The organism is Salinimicrobium gaetbulicola, assembly GCF_042676025.1.
GTDB lineage: Bacteria > Bacteroidota > Bacteroidia > Flavobacteriales > Flavobacteriaceae > Salinimicrobium > Salinimicrobium gaetbulicola.
On record NZ_JBHTJP010000002.1, the window covers coordinates 53,367 to 69,592 of the forward strand.

Below are 16,226 nucleotides of genomic sequence, written 5' to 3' on the forward strand. Positions count from 1 at the left end.
AATGGTCCGGAATTCCGGACCATTTTAGTTTTTCTTTCTCTATTTCTGAGAGTTTTGGCGCTCACGGTATTCTCTCATTAATTTTCTATTGAATTCCTCTTCGATCTTTTTAAGCTCCATGATCTTTTTGGCTGAAAAGAACTTTTTAAGATTTTCAAAGTATTGTTTCTTCAGAAGAAAATCTTCTCTTTCCAGCTCCACATACTCCTGGAGTTTTTGATTGGCCTGGTCTTCGCTCATGCATTCCAGGTTCTTGATATCTGCGCGTTCCTTTCTATAAAGCTCACGTCTTTTTTCTTCAAATTCATTGTAAACCGGCCAGAATTGCTGCGCTTCTTTTGGGGTTAATTTTAAGCCATCAGTAATATAAGCCGTTTTAAGTGCTCTGATCTTTTCGCGATGCTCATCCCGGTCCTGAGCCATAACAGTCAAGGAACAGGTTAGGAAAAGTGCAATAAATAATACTTTTTTCATTTTAATTGTCATTAAGTAGGAGGGAAGGGTCTTCGGTGTTTTCGTTAAGATATTCAAGTACTGCTTCCTGGTTAAGATCAGCAGTGACGGGAGTAGCAAAACTAAAATCGCCTTCCTTAATTAAATGGGATTCTTCTGGAGTGGTTAGGTCCAGCTTTTCTAATAGGTAATTTTCCACGGCAGTGATCTCAAGATCATCATAACCGGTAGATTGGGATCGATCAAAGAACTGAAGGCTAAAGATAACAGCGATAACCGCTGCAAATCCTGCAGCATAAGATAAATAACGATTTGACACCAGCGAAATAACTTTAGGCTGTTTGATCTTGTTATTTAATTTTTGACTGAGCTTGTCTTCAAAAGATTCAAAATAATTCTCAGGAACTTTAAAAGGGTTAGGGGAATCTAAATTTTTCTTTTGCTCATTATTTACCAAATCGAGCATACGGGCTTCGAAATCACCGAAATAATTTTCGGGGGCTTTGAATCCTGATTTGCTTTTATTTGGTAAATCGTTCTTTTTCATTTGCTTATTTGACTCTTTCCGGTCTTAAAGGTTTAACCCTGTTTTAAATATTCCTCTATTTTTTTTGTGGCAATATGGTAAGAAGCTTTTAAGGCTCCTTCTGAAGTTCCCAGGATTTCTGAAATTTCTTTGTATTTCAAGTCCTGAAAGTACTTCATATTGAAGACCTGCTGTTGTTTTTTAGGTAGCATCGCGATCGCCTTTTGAAGTTTCAGCTGAATCTTATCTCCTTCGAAATAGACGTCACTTTCCAGGTTATCGATTATTTGTAGCTGAAGCTCTTCTGAAGAGATCTTGAGTTTTTTTGCCTTTTTATTGAGGAAGGTTATGGCTTCATTGGTCGCAATGCGATACATCCATGAGAATAACTGACTTTCTCCCTTGAATTTATCGATGTTTCTGAAGACCTTTAAAAAGGTATTCTGCAGGACGTCATCAGTATCGTCATGATCCTTGACTATATTCCTGATCTGCCAGTACAATCGTTCCTTGTAGAGATCTAATAATTCCCTGAAAGCGGCCTCCTTATGGTTGGGGTCTTTCAGATTAATTATTAATATTTCTTCGGAAGAATTCAAGTGCTAACGATATTTTGATAATAAAAGGCTAAAGATAATTTGAATTTATGACACTTCCGAAGAGGCCATTTTTCTTGAAAACATCGATGAAATACACATAATATAGATAAAATACACAAAAAATTTGTTTGAAAGGATTTTTGTAGTATATTCACATTGTGAAAAAGTTATCTTTTTTGCTCCAAATTCTGGAGATCTTATCTCCGTAAGCCCCAATACGGTGGATAAGATTAATTGAAAAATGGATGAACCTACTTCATCCATTTTTTTTATTTATAACCTTTTTTAAAATTTCTTTTGTAATAATTAGTCAAAAGACTGCATCTCAACCAGTTTCTGATAGGTCGCTTTTTTGGCCAGAAGTTCTTCGTGTTTTCCCTGTTCCACGATCTCACCTTTTTGCATTACCACAATTTGGTCTGCATTCTGGATAGTGGAAAGTCTATGGGCGATGACAATGGAAGTTCTATTCTTCATCATATTTTCCAAAGCTTTCTGTACCAATCTTTCACTTTCTGTATCAAGAGCTGAAGTGGCTTCATCCAGTATCATGATGGGCGGATTTTTAAGAACCGCACGTGCTATTGACAGACGCTGCTTTTGCCCGCCACTCAGTTTATTTCCGCTGTCTCCTATATTTGTTTCCAGGCCTTTAGGCAGGTCCTTTACGAATTCCCAGGCATTGGCGATCTTTAACGCATCAATGATCTCCTCATCTGAAGCATTGTCCTTACCCAGACCCACATTATTCCGTACGGTGTCATTAAACAAGATACTGTCCTGCGTCACTAAGCCCATAAGATTACGCAGGGAATGTTTGCTGATATTGCGAATATCTGTTCCATCGATAGTAATAGAACCCTCATTTACATCGTAAAAACGGGTGATCAAATTCGCGATGGTAGATTTACCACTTCCTGACTGGCCTACTAAAGCGACCGTCGATCCCTTAGGAACCTTAATGCTGAAATTCTTTAAAACGTTCTCATCTTCATATTTAAATGAAATGTTTTCGATCTCAACATGCTCATTAAATTCCGTTTTTTCAACGGCGTTGGGAGAATCTACTATGTTCGATTCAGTTTCTAAAACCTGGAAAATACGTTCTGCAGCTGCATCACCCTTCTTGACACTGTAAGTGGCCTTGCTAATTTGTTTTGCCGGCGTAAGAATATTGTAGGCCAGCCCCATAAATGCAATAAAAGTGGCCCCGTCTAAAGTACCTTCCACCAAGACCATATTTCCTCCATACCATAGTATAATCACAATCACGAAAATACCAAGGAATTCACTGGTGGGAGAAGCCAGGTTCTGACGATTTATTAAGCTGTCTAAAATCTGTTTTAGACGGTGGGTAGATTCTCTAAATTTATGTCTGAATTTATCTTCCGCATTAAAGCCTTTTACGATCTTCAGGCTGGAAAGGGTTTCTTCCACTAAAGAAAGAAAATGTCCGTTTTCTTCTTGAGCCTGATTGGATTTGCTTTTCAGTTTTTTCCCAATCACCGAAATTATAAACCCTGAAATCGGCAGGAATATAAACACGAAAATTGTCAAAGTCGGACTCATTAACAACATCGCCAAAATTGTAAAGATGATGGTAAGCGGCTCACGAACGATCAATTCCAGGATCGATAAAAAGGAAGTTTGGACTTCATTTACATCGGCCGTGATTCGGGAAATAGTGTCTCCTTTTCTCTTTTCAGAAAAATAAGAAACCGGAAGCGCGAGGATCTTATCATAGATCGCATTTCGAACATCCCTTAAAACACCATTTCTCAAAAAGGTAATAAAGAACGCGGCGAGGTAACCGAAGAGGTTTTTCAGAAAGAATAGTACAACCACCACTCCGCAAACGAATAGTAAAGCCGAAACTTCATCTTCGTTGATACGCTGAGTAACCTCGTAATTAAAAGTGTCTACCACAAAATCCTTTGCAGAACCCCACCCATCCCATTTAGGGGCGATAGCGACCCTTTTTGTCTTATCAAATAAGATTTGGATGACCGGGATCAACGCCAGAAAGGAGAGAGTGCTGAAAAGCGCGTAAAAAATGTTACAAACAATATTCAGTACCGCAAACCTCTTGTAAGGAAGGGCAAATTGAAGGATCTTCTTAAAATAGTTCATTGAATGCAGCTTATGCCAGTTTTAGCTCAGATTTTATTGCATTTACTTTATCTGAAAGCTCTTTTTCTACTGTTCTGTAGTTTTCCTTGCTATCCAGAGGTTCATTGACGCTAATATAGAACTTGATCTTTGGTTCGGTTCCACTTGGGCGTGCAGCTACTTTGGTTCCATTCTCAGTGTAATAAATAAGAACATTTGATTTCGGAACTTCCAGTTCTTTAATGTCTGTATCTGTTAACCCATATTCAAACGCCTTTGAACTCTGATAATCCTCGATCAACACCACCTTTTCACCAATGATCTCTTCTAAAGGGTTGTCTCGTAGACCTATCATCATGTTTTTAATTTGTTCAGCGCCATCAAAGCCTTTTTTCACAAGTGAAATAAGTTCTTCCTTGTAGAAGCCATATTTGACGTATAATTCTACCAGTTTTTCGTAGAAGGAAATTCCTTCGGCTTTCATTTGCGCTGCGATCTCACAGGCAAGCAGGGTAGAAGTTACCGCGTCTTTATCACGCACAAAATCTCCCACCATAAATCCGAAGCTTTCTTCACCACCGCCAATAAAATCCAATCCCGGATTGTCCTTGATCATTTTGGCGATCCACTTAAATCCGGTAAGACCTTCTTTATATTCAACTCCGTAATCCTGTACCATCACACGCATCATAGGAGTAGAAACTATGGTAGATCCAACAAACTCTTTTCCGTTGATCTTGCCTTGCTTTTTCCATTGCTCTAAAAGGAACCAGGTCATCAACACCATGGTTTGGTTTCCGTTCATCAAAACCAATTCGCCTTCAGGATTCCTTACAGCAACACCTAAACGATCACAGTCAGGATCTGTTCCAATAACGATATCTGCATTTTCCTTTTCGGCCAGTTCCAGTGCCATTTTCAATGCTGCAGGCTCCTCTGGGTTAGGAGATTCTACCGTCGGAAAGTTCCCGTTGGGTTCTCTTTGCTCTTCCACGATCGAAACATTGGTGTAGCCTGCTTTTTCAAGCACCTTCGGGATCATTGTGATAGAAGTACCGTGAAGTGACGTGAAAACTATTTTAAGATCTTCTTTTGCTGAAGCAGGAGTGTCAAAACTTCCTTTTTCTACTGAAGCATTGGCGAAGACTTCATCAACCTCACTGTCAATAAGGGTGATAAGCTCTTTATTAGCCTCGAATTTAATTTCGTCATATTGAAGTCCGTTGATCTCCTCAATGATCTCAGCATCTTGTGGCGGCACCAATTGGCCTCCATCCTGCCAGTAAACTTTATATCCATTGTATTCTGGCGGGTTATGGCTGGCGGTAAGTACGATTCCGCAGTGACAGTCAAGATGTTTTACAGAAAATGAAAGTTCAGGGGTTGGTCTCAGATCAGAAAAAAGGAATACCTGAATTCCGTTGGCAGAGAAAACATCGGCTACCAGCTGAGCAAGTTCCTTACTGTTATTTCTGCAGTCATAGGCGATCACCACTTTTAGATCATCTTCCGGAAACTGCTTTTTAAGGTAGTTTGATATTCCCTGGGTGTTTTTTCCAAGGGTGTATTTATTGATCTTGTTAGTTCCTACGCCCATAATGCCGCGCATTCCACCTGTACCAAATTCAAGGTCTTTATAGAAACTTTCCTTTAATTCATCAGGATCATTCTGAAGCATATCCTGAACTTCTTGTTGGGTTTTCTCGTCGAAAGAGGCATTAAGCCATAATTCTGCTTTACTTTTTATATCTGAATAACTCATTCTTGTTGCTTTTTTTCAGCAACAAAAATAAGGAATTATGTGGGATAGGGAATTAAATCTGACCGGTTGTTTCGCTGATGCGGTATCGTTCCTTATCACGACTGCTTCTCAAGATCAATTCTCCAAGGAATCCTGCAAGAAATAAGAGGGTACCTATGATCATGGTTGTAAGGGAAATGTAAAACCACGGATTATCGGTTACCAGGATGCTGGGTTCGCCTTGATAAAGTTTGTAAAGTTTTGAGCCTCCAATCCAGGCAGATGCCAGAAAACCGAAGAAAAACATCAAAATTCCGAGGGCACCGAAAAGGTGCATGGGACGTTTCCCAAATTTTGAAAGGAACCAGATGGTTATAAGGTCTAAAAAGCCATTAATGAAGCGTTCTGCTCCAAATTTTGTTTTCCCGTATTTACGCGCCTGGTGCTGCACTACTTTCTCATCGATCCTGGAGTACCCGGCATTTTTTGCCAGTACCGGGATATAACGGTGCATTTCGCCGTACACATCAATATTTTTGACTACTTCTTTGCGGTATGCCTTCAGTCCGCAATTGAAATCGTGAAGCTTCAGGCCTGAAGTTTTTCTCGCGGCCGCATTGAACAGTTTCGACGGAAGGTTTTTTGCCAGGACAGAATCGTAACGTTTCTTTTTCCATCCTGAAATAAGATCATTATGATCTTTAATTATAAGAGAATACAATTCCGGAATTTCTTCAGGGTTATCTTGTAGGTCGGCATCCATGGTGATAACCACATCACCTTCTGCTTTTTCAAAACCTACGTGCAGTGCCTGGGATTTTCCATAGTTGCGATTGAACTTTAAACCTTTTACCGAAGGATCTTCCGCAGAAAGTTGTTTGATGATCTTCCATGAGTTATCGGTGCTGCCATCGTCTATAAAGATGATCTCGTAAGAAAAAGAATTGGACCGCATCACAGATGCGATCCAATTGTACAATTCATTTAAAGATTCTTCTTCGTTAAGAAGTGGTATGACTATCGATAATTGCATGTGCTTATGCTTTGTTCGGATCTTTTTCTTTGAAAATAAGTGCAATTATAAGCCCAATGATTAGATAAAAACCTAAACCAAAGACAAATTTTTTCAGTTGGTTTAAAACAGAGAATTGATTGTCATTTTCCAGTTCTGCTAAAGCCTCATTTATACTTGCTTCAGGAGCTCCAAACTTTTCCATCATTTCCCGAGAGGTTTCAATAGTTAATTCTGTTACAGTTTGGGCTGCTTCAGTATCGACGAATGAAAAAAGAAGAATACTAAATAGAGTAGCTAGTAAAGTGCCAACAAGAATAATTAGGAAATAAGTGGTAAATGCATTTTTAAAGGAGAAATAAGGTCCTGAATAAATTTTCTTAGCTTTTCTTACTCCTATAATGGAGATCACAAGTAGGATAACGAAACTGAAAATTCCAAACCACCATTTTGTAAATAGGGATAGGTCAAATGAATAGGCAAGAGTTGTAATTAAAATCAGAAAAACACCTAGATAGATGCCAAATGATGTTCCAGTAGACTTAATAGATTTTTCCATTTTTGGTTGTAGTTAGAAAGTTTAATGGATTAGTAAGCAAATATAGTAAATCGTTACATGTTAAGAGAAAACTAAATTTTGATAAAAAATACTCTTACTATATTTGCAGTTGTGTAAAAAATATTTAAATTTGCACCTCGAAAAAATTACAAGTTTTTAAAGAATAAAGAGATGAAGCAGGGAATCCATCCGGAAAATTATAGATTGGTAGCGTTTAAGGACATGTCTAATGACGAAGTTTTTCTAACGAAATCTACCGCGAACACAAAAGAGACTATTGAGGTTGATGGTAAGGAATATCCTTTAGTGAAATTGGAGATTTCCAGAACTTCTCACCCATTCTACACCGGTAAGGCCAAGTTATTGGATACTGCAGGTCGTATCGATAAGTTCAAGAACAAATACGCGAAATTCAAAAAGTAATTTCCTGTATTCTTATATTATAGAGCCTCCTTACAGGGAGGCTTTTTTTTTGCTTTTTTTTAATATAGAAGAATTGCCAGGGGGTTAGGGATATTTAAATTTCCTTGTACCTTTACTTAAAAGACCAACTAATGAACTATATCCTATTTGATGGTGCCGTAAGGAACCAGCTACTTCCATTTACTTTTACCAGACCAGTTGCCGATATTAGAATAGGAATTCTTACCATTCGTGAAAAATGGGAGAAATATCTTGAAACGACTACTTCTACCATTACCGAAGATTTTTTATCGGGTAAATGGCCTATGGTCGAGCTGGAGGAAAATGTAATGATCAACGCGTCTTTTTTACCGACTGAAGCGCTTGTAGAGCAAATAAAAAATTTAAAGCAGGGAGAAGCAATTTTCCATGATGAAGATGTGGTGGCTTTTTTCGCGCTTGAAGATGAGGATATTGATCTTGATTCATGTAAGTCGATTGAAATGGAAGGTCAGGCCTTAAGGATTGAGCATACCTGGGATATTTTTAAGAATAACGGAGAAGCGCTCGCAGCCGATTTTGAATTACTCACTGCCGGTCGTGAAAGCCAGCCAATTTCTTCTTCCAACCAGGTGATAGCCCCGGAAAATATTTTCCTGGAAGAAGGAGCGAAAGTGGAATGTTCCATCCTAAATGCCTCAACGGGGCCTATCTACATCGGCGTTAATGCTGAGGTCATGGAAGGAAGTATTGTACGCGGCGCACTGGCGTTGTGTGAAAACGCGACCTTGAAACTGGGGGCAAAGATATATGGTCCAACCACCGTGGGGCCTCATAGTAAAGTGGGCGGAGAGGTGAATAATTCGGTCATTTTCGGTTACTCGAATAAAGGGCATGATGGTTTCCTTGGAAACTCTGTGATGGGAGAGTGGTGTAATATTGGAGCTGATTCTAATACTTCAAATCTTAAGAATAACTACGCAGAAGTTCGTTTATGGGACTATGCTTCGGAAAAATTCGAGCCAACAGGATTGCAGTTCTGTGGCTTGATGCTTGGAGATCACAGTAAATGCGGAATTAATACTATGTTCAATACCGGTACGGTTGTAGGTGTGAGCGCTAATATCTTTGGAGCAGGTTTTCCGCGGAATTTCATTCCTAGCTTTAGCTGGGGCGGTAGTGGAGGAACCACTACCTACAAAACGAACAAGGCTTTCGAAGTTGCTGAAGTAGTGATGTCCAGAAGAGGGATTGAGTTAACCGAAGAGGATAAAGCCATTCTGGAGCACGTTTTTGAAGAGACAAAGCAGTATCGCAGAGCTTGATAATATCATTCGAATACTCCTTATTTCGAGTGAATACTTCGTTTCAAAAACTCAATTATAGTTGGTATCTTTGCGCCCTCGAAAAGTGAATTTCGGGAAACTATTTTAATTAACTGAAATCCTGAGTTTTAAAGTTGGATTTTTGGAAAGGGAATTATGGAGAGTCAAAAGAAAGTAGCGTTTTATACTTTGGGATGTAAACTGAATTTTTCAGAAACATCTACGATCGCGAGAAGTTTTAAGGATGAAGGGTTTCAGCGGGTTGAATTTAGTGACCACGCAGATATTTATGTTATCAACACCTGTTCGGTAACCGATAATGCCGATAAGCGCTTTAAAACCATTGTAAAGCAGGCTCAAAAGGTTAATGAGAATGCCTTTGTGATCGCTGTTGGATGTTACGCTCAGCTTAAACCTGAAGAACTTGCGGCAGTTGATGGCGTAGATCTGGTTTTAGGAGCTACTGAAAAGTTCAAGATCACCAATTACCTTAATGACCTTACAAAAAATGATTTTGGAGAGATCCATTCCTGTGAGATCCAGGAGGCTGATTTCTACGTAGGATCTTATTCCTTCGGAGATCGAACCCGTGCTTTTCTGAAGGTGCAGGATGGGTGTGATTATAAATGTACCTATTGTACCATTCCGCTTGCTCGTGGAATTTCCCGAAGTGACACTCTGGAAAATGTATTGGAAAACGCCCGGAAAATTTCAGAAAAGAATATCAAGGAGATCGTTCTAACCGGTGTGAATATTGGGGATTATGGAAAAGGGGAGTTTGGGAATAAAAAACACGAGCACACCTTTCTAGACCTTGTAAAAGCATTGGATAAGGTGGAGGGGATAGAGAGATTACGTATTTCCTCTATTGAACCAAATCTTCTCAAGAATGAAACTATAGAATTTGTTTCTAAAAGTGACGCTTTTGTGCCTCATTTTCACATTCCGCTTCAAAGCGGGAGCAATGAGGTCCTAAAAAATATGCGCCGCAGGTATATGAAGGAACTTTATGTTGACAGGGTGGCAAAGATCAAAGAAACTATGCCTGATGCTTGTATTGGGGTGGATGTGATCGTTGGTTTCCCGGGAGAATCTGATGAACTTTTCCTAGAGACCTATAACTTCCTGAACGATCTGGATATTTCTTACCTGCATGTTTTTACTTATTCTGAAAGAGAGAATACGGTTGCAGCCGATATGGAAGAGGTTGTTCCGACTAAGGTTCGGAAAAAGCGAAGTAAAATGTTACGTGGTCTTTCAGCTAAGAAACGACGTGCATTTTATGAATCCCAATTAGGCAAGACTAAAACCGTGCTTTTTGAAGGGGAGAATAAAGAAGGGTATATTCATGGTTTCACGGAAAATTATGTAAAAGTTAAGACTCCGTGGAATCCAGGATTGGTAAACACCCTACATGAGATCGAATTACAAAAGATAGATGAAGACGGTCTTGTAAGGTTTGAGTTTGTGAACGAACCGGCCCTGGTTTAAATATTTATTCCCACCGGAAGCATATCTTTATACTTTCGTCGGTGCTTTCTCATAAATTTAGCGACAGCAGGACTGGTAGGCATAACCCGGGTTTCTCTTTCTTTGATGACCTCTAGGACCTTCGCGATAAATGGGTCTAAGTAACCTTTTTCTTTTAGTTCGTCACTCATAACGAGCTTGGTAAGAAAGATCTTTCGGTCCTGGGATGAATATTCTATTTTGGCGAGCTCTCCGTCTATTTCCGTTTCAAACTGGCGTAAAAACTCATTATCGGTAATAGATATTTCTGTAGTCATGGTGTTTTTTGTGTTTGTTATTGGAATAGGTGCTGAAACTTCAGCTGTATTTTCTCGAAAATCTTTTCCTCCTGTTTAATATTTGATCAGGAACGGAAATAGAGAAATATTAACTTAAAATTTATTGGAAGCCATGAAATTCCTTTAAATTTGACTATAAAGTTAGTTCTTTTGTGCGAATTTTCAGCCTCACTTGCTGTAAAAAATGAAGAAATCCCCCGTTACACATGTTTATTGTATGCCAGGATTGGCAGCGAATCCTTCTATTTTTGAAAGGATAGAATTACCGAAAGATAGATTCGAGATCCATTGGTTGGATTGGTTATTGCCTAAGCCTAAGGAGTCCTTAAAAGATTATGCCCTGCGCATGTGTGATCGTATTCCACATGAGAAACCAGTCCTGATAGGTGTTTCCTTTGGCGGGGTTATTGTACAGGAGATGTCACTCCTAATGGATGTGAAGAGGGTTATTATAATCTCCAGTGTGAAATGTGAGAAGGAGTTACCAAGACGAATGAGGTTCGCAAGAAGTACGGGAATCTTCAGGATCTTTCCTACTTCACTAGCGAGGCATGTAGATGCGTTTGAACATATTGCCCTGGGAGACTTTGCCCGTAAAAGGATAGAGTTGTATAAAAAATATTTGTCGATCACAGATACCCGATATCTGGATTGGGCAATAGAAAAAATGGTTTGTTGGGATCAGCCGGAACCTATTCCGGGAGTGGTCCATATTCATGGAGATAAAGATGAGATTTTTCCTTACCGTTATATTAAAGGATGTATTACGGTGCCGGGAGGTACTCATATAATGATAATCAATAGGTTTCGTTGGTTTAATGAGAATCTGGAGGAAATTATTTTAACAGGAAAACTTAAAAAAGAGAAGAATTAAAAATTACTTTTAAAGAAAAAATTTGAAGATGAAATTGAAGAGTGTGCTTATTGCTGGAAGTGTTGTGATTGTTTGTGGTTTGGGGATTAATGCCGTCCAGGATGCGCCAAGTGATGAGAACCAGGAGAAGAAAATGATCAACGATTATAACGTCTATGCCTTGCCCATGCCTGAAGACCTTGACTTCGCCGGTGAGCCGGTACCGATTGAAGCACCTGATATATATGAGAGGATGGACAGGGAGTTGTTGGTAAACACTTATTGGCAATCTAATACTCTATTGCTGCTTAAAAGAGCTAACAAATATTTTCCTATTATAGAGCCTATCCTTGCGGAGGAAGGCGTTCCTGATGATTTTAAATACCTGGCCGTAATTGAAAGCGGACTCACTAACGCAGTTTCTCCTGCCGGTGCTAGAGGCTTTTGGCAGATAATGGAATCAACCGGAAAAGAATATGGTCTGGAGATCAATGATAATGTTGATGAAAGATATAATCTGGAAAAATCTACACGTGTCGCTGCTGATTATCTAAAGAAATCCAAAGAGAGGCTGGGGAGCTGGACTCTTGCAGCAGCTGCATACAACGCAGGAAATTATGGCGTAGATAAACAACGAGAGCGACAGGATGTAAATGGTTACTATGATCTTCTGTTGGGTGAAGAAACAGGAAGATATGTGTTCAGAATTTTGGCTTTAAAAGAGATCATGAATAATCCTGATAAATATGGTTTCAACTTCAGGCAAAAAGATCTTTATAAAGATATTCCATCCTATAAAATAAAAGTTGATACGGCAGTATCAGATTTTGCTCAGTTTGCTAAGCAATTTGATATTAATTATAAGATATTAAAGATCCATAACCCCTGGTTAAGGGAAACTCATTTGAATAATAAAACCCGAAAAGAATATCTTATTGAGTTGCCTGAGAAAGGAGTCTACAATCCGATAGATTCAGATTCGATAAAGTAAAAAATAAAAAAGGAGTCCAATTGGACTCCTTTTTTTAGATCTTTTTCATTTGCTGTTTCATCATTCTAATTTGATCTTCCAGCATATTGTGTTTGTCTAGTTTCTTAGCTTCCTTGAGAAGAAGTTGAGCTTCTCTCTTTCGGCGTTTGGTCATTGCGATCCCAGCGAGGTTCAATTTTGCCATTGCCAGATCTTGATCCATAGATAATCCAAGTTTAATAGCTCTTTTGAAGAACTTTTCTGCCTGGGAGATATTTGTTTGGGAAACCATTAATCCGTGAAGGTACCAGTAATATCCCTGTTGTTTTTGGGTAAGTGCTGTTTCAGGATTCTTGATCTTATCGAGCCATTTTTTAGCTCCCGGGAAATCCTGTTTCCTTAGCCTTAAAAAAGCCATCAGGATCATTTCGTTCTTGTAATATAAGAATATGAAGATACCTACAAACAGTAAGATAAAGATACCGTTACCAATGTTACCTTCTATAAATTGCCAGACTGAAAGTAAGAAAAGTACTCCGGCTATGATTAATTTGAAAATTTTGTTGAACATTATTCGTAGTTTTGAAGGGGCCAAAGGTAAGAAAAACAATTGAAAATTATTTCAATTTTGGGTTTGTGAGAGTAAAAACTCTTTGTATATTTGCCCGCAGTTTTAAGGAGAGGTCTTAGAACTATTTTTCAAAGCGATTTCAAAGAAGATTAAAGATAATTATCATGAAAAGAACGTTTCAACCATCAAAGAGGAAAAGAAAAAACAAGCACGGTTTCAGAGAACGTATGGCAAGTGTTAACGGAAGAAAGGTGCTAGCTCGTAGAAGAGCTAAAGGAAGAAAGAAATTATCGGTTTCCTCAGAAAACAGGCATAAGCACTAGATGATAATTGCTTCTAAAATATTAAGGTGTTACTTTTTTAAGTAACGCCTTTTTTTATACCTAAGTGGTTCCTATTTTTACAAGAAAAGATTTCTCATAACAAACACATAACTCAATTAAATGCCTAAAAATAAAGACCTTAAAAGTATTTTGATTATTGGATCGGGACCTATCATTATAGGTCAGGCGTGTGAATTTGATTACTCAGGTACACAGGCACTGCGATCATTGAGAGAAGACGGGATTGAGACCATTCTTATCAATTCCAATCCGGCTACCATCATGACCGACCCTTCCATGGCCGATCATGTATATCTTAAGCCGCTTACCACCAAATCAATTATTGAGATCCTGAAAGAGCATCCTCAAATTGATGCGGTTCTTCCAACAATGGGAGGGCAAACAGCATTGAACCTTTGTATTGAAGCTGATGAAAAAGGTATTTGGGAGGATTTCGATGTAAAGATCATTGGGGTAGATATTGATGCCATTAATATTACAGAGGACCGGGAGAAGTTCAAGCAACTAATGAGTAGGATAGGTGTTCCTGTGGCGCCAGCCCATACAGCTACTTCTTTCCTTCAGGGGAAAGAGATCGCTCAGGAATTTGGTTTTCCGTTAGTGATTCGTCCTTCCTTTACCCTGGGGGGTACAGGAGCGTCTTTCGTTCATAACGAAGACCAGTTCGATGAATTGCTTACCCGAGGATTAGAAGCATCGCCAATACACGAAGTATTGATCGACAAGGCCCTTCTTGGTTGGAAGGAATATGAACTAGAATTACTAAGGGACAAAAATGACAATGTGGTCATTATTTGTTCTATTGAAAATATGGATCCAATGGGGATCCACACCGGGGACTCCATTACCGTAGCTCCAGCAATGACTCTTAGCGATGTTACTTTCCAGAAAATGCGTGACCTCGCCATCAAAATGATGAGAAGCATTGGAGACTTCGCAGGTGGGTGCAACGTTCAATTCGCGGTGAGTCCTGATGAAAACGAAGATATTATTGCCATCGAGATTAACCCTCGAGTTTCCAGATCATCAGCATTGGCTTCTAAAGCAACCGGATATCCAATCGCTAAGATCGCAGCGAAACTGGCAATTGGTTATAATCTTGATGAGCTTGATAATCAAATTACCAAGTCTACTTCAGCATTATTTGAACCTACGCTGGATTACGTGATCGTGAAGATTCCACGTTGGAACTTCGATAAGTTTGAAGGAAGCGATCGTACGCTGGGTCTTCAGATGAAATCTGTTGGAGAAGTAATGGGAATTGGACGTTCTTTCCAGGAAGCTTTACACAAAGCGACACAATCTCTTGAGATCAAGAGAAACGGGTTAGGAGCTGATGGAAAAGGATATACCAACTACGACCAGATAATTGATAAGCTTAAAAATCCTAGCTGGGACAGGGTTTTTGTGATCTACGATGCTATCCAAATGGGTATCACCCTGAGCAGGATCCATGAGATCACAAAGATCGACATGTGGTTCCTCAAACAATATGAGGAGTTGTATGCCCTTGAAGTCGAGATCTCAAAATATAAGATAGATACGCTTCCAAAAGAACTTTTATTGGAGGCCAAACAAAAAGGCTTTGCCGACAGGCAGATCGCTTATATGGTTGGATGCTTGGAAAGCCAGGTTTACAATAAACGCAGCGAACTTAATATTAACCGTGTCTACAAACTGGTTGATACCTGTGCTGCCGAATTTAAAGCTGAAACCCCATACTATTATTCCACTTTTGAGGCCGAAATTGAAACAAAAGACGGGAAGAAATATGTAGAAAACGACAGTAAGGTTACCGATAAGAAAAAGATTGTAGTACTGGGTTCAGGCCCTAACCGAATTGGACAGGGTATCGAATTTGATTACTGTTGTGTGCACGGAGTACTTGCAGCCTCTGAATGTGGTTATGAGACCATCATGATCAATTGTAACCCAGAAACGGTTTCAACTGACTTTGATGTAGCCGACAAATTATATTTTGAACCTGTATTCTGGGAGCACATTTACGATATCATCCGTCATGAGAAACCTGAAGGGGTGATCGTGCAGCTGGGTGGTCAAACGGCTCTTAAACTGGCTGAAAAGCTGGATCGCTACGGAATTAAGATCATTGGTACTAGTTTCCAATCTTTAGATCTTGCTGAAGACCGTGGATCATTCTCTAAATTACTTCAGGAGAACGATATTCCTTATCCAGATTTTGGGGTAGCTGAAACAGCAGATGAAGCTTTGGCCCTTGCCGATGAGCTTGATTTTCCAATCCTGGTTCGTCCTTCGTACGTACTTGGAGGACAGGGAATGAAGATCGTGATCAATAAGAAAGATCTTGAAGATACGGTTGTTGATCTTCTTCGGAAGATACCTAATAATAAACTGCTTTTAGACCATTATCTTGATGGGGCGATAGAAGCGGAAGCAGATGCGATATGTGACGGCGAAACGGTTCAGATCATTGGGATCATGGAGCACATTGAACCTTGTGGAATTCACTCAGGTGACTCCAATGCTACACTGCCCCCATTTAACCTGGGAGATCTGGTGATGCAACAAATAAAAGATCACACCAAGAAGATCGCGCTGGCTCTTAATACGGTAGGATTGATCAATATTCAGTTCGCTATTAAAGATGATAAGGTGTTCATCATTGAGGCCAATCCAAGAGCCTCTCGTACGGTACCTTTCATCGCGAAAGCATACGGGCAGCCATATGTAAATTATGCGACCAAAGTAATGCTGGGAGAGAATAAGGTTACAGATTTCAAGTATGAAACCAAGCTTGACGGGTACGCTATCAAACAACCGGTGTTCTCTTTCAATAAGTTCCCTCATGTGAATAAGCAGCTGGGACCTGAAATGAAAAGTACCGGGGAAAGCATCCTGTTCATAGACAGTTTAAAAGATGATGTTTTCTATGACCTGTACTCCAGAAGAAAAATGTACTTAACCAAGTAAAG

The 16,226-nt window shown here is 39.4% G+C and carries 16 protein-coding genes; 7 read left to right on the forward strand and 9 right to left on the reverse strand.

Going from position 1 to position 16,226, the window contains the following annotated elements; all coding sequences use genetic code 11:
• Window positions 1–39 precede the first annotated feature (39 nt).
• The 7 genes from ACFQ1G_RS00250 to ACFQ1G_RS00280 form a co-directional block, all read right to left on the reverse strand.
• The gene (locus ACFQ1G_RS00250; RefSeq protein ID WP_380736221.1) at window positions 40–474 is read right to left on the reverse strand and encodes a hypothetical protein; all 435 of its coding nucleotides are present in this window, start codon (window positions 472–474) and stop codon (window positions 40–42) included.
• A gap of 1 nt (window position 475) precedes the next feature.
• On the reverse strand, window positions 476–1,000 hold the full coding sequence (locus tag ACFQ1G_RS00255; protein WP_380736222.1) for a hypothetical protein: 525 nt from the start codon (window positions 998–1,000) through the stop codon (window positions 476–478).
• A 32-nt stretch (window positions 1,001–1,032) separates the two neighbouring features.
• On the reverse strand, window positions 1,033–1,578 hold the full coding sequence (locus ACFQ1G_RS00260; RefSeq protein ID WP_380736224.1) for an RNA polymerase sigma factor: 546 nt from the start codon (window positions 1,576–1,578) through the stop codon (window positions 1,033–1,035).
• A gap of 306 nt (window positions 1,579–1,884) precedes the next feature.
• Window positions 1,885–3,708: an ABC transporter ATP-binding protein gene (locus ACFQ1G_RS00265; RefSeq protein WP_380736225.1), complete on the reverse strand. Its 1,824-nt coding sequence runs from the start codon at window positions 3,706–3,708 to the stop codon at window positions 1,885–1,887.
• Window positions 3,709–3,718: 10 nt separating this feature from the next.
• Window positions 3,719–5,449, reverse strand: a complete 1,731-nt coding sequence (locus ACFQ1G_RS00270; RefSeq protein ID WP_380736226.1) for a phospho-sugar mutase — start codon at window positions 5,447–5,449, stop codon at window positions 3,719–3,721.
• A 52-nt stretch (window positions 5,450–5,501) separates the two neighbouring features.
• On the reverse strand, window positions 5,502–6,461 hold the full coding sequence (locus ACFQ1G_RS00275) for a glycosyltransferase family 2 protein (protein WP_380736227.1): 960 nt from the start codon (window positions 6,459–6,461) through the stop codon (window positions 5,502–5,504).
• A 4-nt stretch (window positions 6,462–6,465) separates the two neighbouring features.
• Window positions 6,466–6,999 carry a DUF4199 domain-containing protein gene (locus ACFQ1G_RS00280; protein ID WP_380736228.1) on the reverse strand — a complete coding sequence of 178 codons (534 nt, stop codon included), beginning with the start codon at window positions 6,997–6,999 and terminating at the stop codon, window positions 6,466–6,468.
• Between the two features lie 171 nt (window positions 7,000–7,170).
• On the opposite strand from ACFQ1G_RS00280, the gene ACFQ1G_RS00285 reads away from it, so the two are divergent.
• From ACFQ1G_RS00285 to mtaB, 3 genes are all read left to right on the forward strand, one after another.
• Window positions 7,171–7,422, forward strand: a complete 252-nt coding sequence (locus ACFQ1G_RS00285) for a type B 50S ribosomal protein L31 (protein WP_380736229.1) — start codon at window positions 7,171–7,173, stop codon at window positions 7,420–7,422.
• 131 nt (window positions 7,423–7,553) lie between these two features.
• A complete protein-coding gene (locus ACFQ1G_RS00290) occupies window positions 7,554–8,726 on the forward strand; it encodes a GlmU family protein (RefSeq protein ID WP_380736230.1) in 1,173 nt (390 codons plus the stop codon).
• A 156-nt stretch (window positions 8,727–8,882) separates the two neighbouring features.
• Window positions 8,883–10,217 (forward strand): tRNA (N(6)-L-threonylcarbamoyladenosine(37)-C(2))-methylthiotransferase MtaB, encoded by a 1,335-nt coding sequence (gene mtaB / locus ACFQ1G_RS00295; RefSeq protein WP_380736231.1) that lies wholly within the window; start codon window positions 8,883–8,885, stop codon window positions 10,215–10,217.
• Here the strand turns inward: mtaB and ACFQ1G_RS00300 are convergent.
• Window positions 10,214–10,513: a GNAT family N-acetyltransferase gene (locus ACFQ1G_RS00300; protein ID WP_380736232.1), complete on the reverse strand. Its 300-nt coding sequence runs from the start codon at window positions 10,511–10,513 to the stop codon at window positions 10,214–10,216. The two genes, mtaB and ACFQ1G_RS00300, sit on opposite strands and share 4 nt — an antisense overlap.
• Before the next feature lie 205 nt (window positions 10,514–10,718).
• Between ACFQ1G_RS00300 and ACFQ1G_RS00305 the strand changes: the two genes are divergently transcribed.
• Entirely contained in the window at window positions 10,719–11,408 is a 690-nt protein-coding gene (locus tag ACFQ1G_RS00305; protein WP_380736233.1) for an alpha/beta fold hydrolase, read from the forward strand.
• A 28-nt stretch (window positions 11,409–11,436) separates the two neighbouring features.
• Window positions 11,437–12,378, forward strand: a complete 942-nt coding sequence (locus ACFQ1G_RS00310; protein WP_380736234.1) for a lytic transglycosylase domain-containing protein — start codon at window positions 11,437–11,439, stop codon at window positions 12,376–12,378.
• Window positions 12,379–12,412: 34 nt separating this feature from the next.
• Here the strand turns inward: ACFQ1G_RS00310 and ACFQ1G_RS00315 are convergent, their stop codons facing one another.
• Window positions 12,413–12,928, reverse strand: coding sequence for a tetratricopeptide repeat protein (locus tag ACFQ1G_RS00315; RefSeq protein ID WP_380736235.1), 516 nt, complete (start codon window positions 12,926–12,928; stop codon window positions 12,413–12,415).
• 164 nt (window positions 12,929–13,092) lie between these two features.
• Between ACFQ1G_RS00315 and rpmH the strand changes: the two genes are divergently transcribed.
• The gene (gene rpmH, locus ACFQ1G_RS00320; RefSeq protein WP_013071475.1) at window positions 13,093–13,251 is read left to right on the forward strand and encodes a 50S ribosomal protein L34; all 159 of its coding nucleotides are present in this window, start codon (window positions 13,093–13,095) and stop codon (window positions 13,249–13,251) included.
• Window positions 13,252–13,371: 120 nt separating this feature from the next.
• On the forward strand, window positions 13,372–16,224 hold the full coding sequence (gene carB / locus ACFQ1G_RS00325) for a carbamoyl-phosphate synthase large subunit (protein WP_380736236.1): 2,853 nt from the start codon (window positions 13,372–13,374) through the stop codon (window positions 16,222–16,224).
• Window positions 16,225–16,226 lie beyond the last annotated feature (2 nt).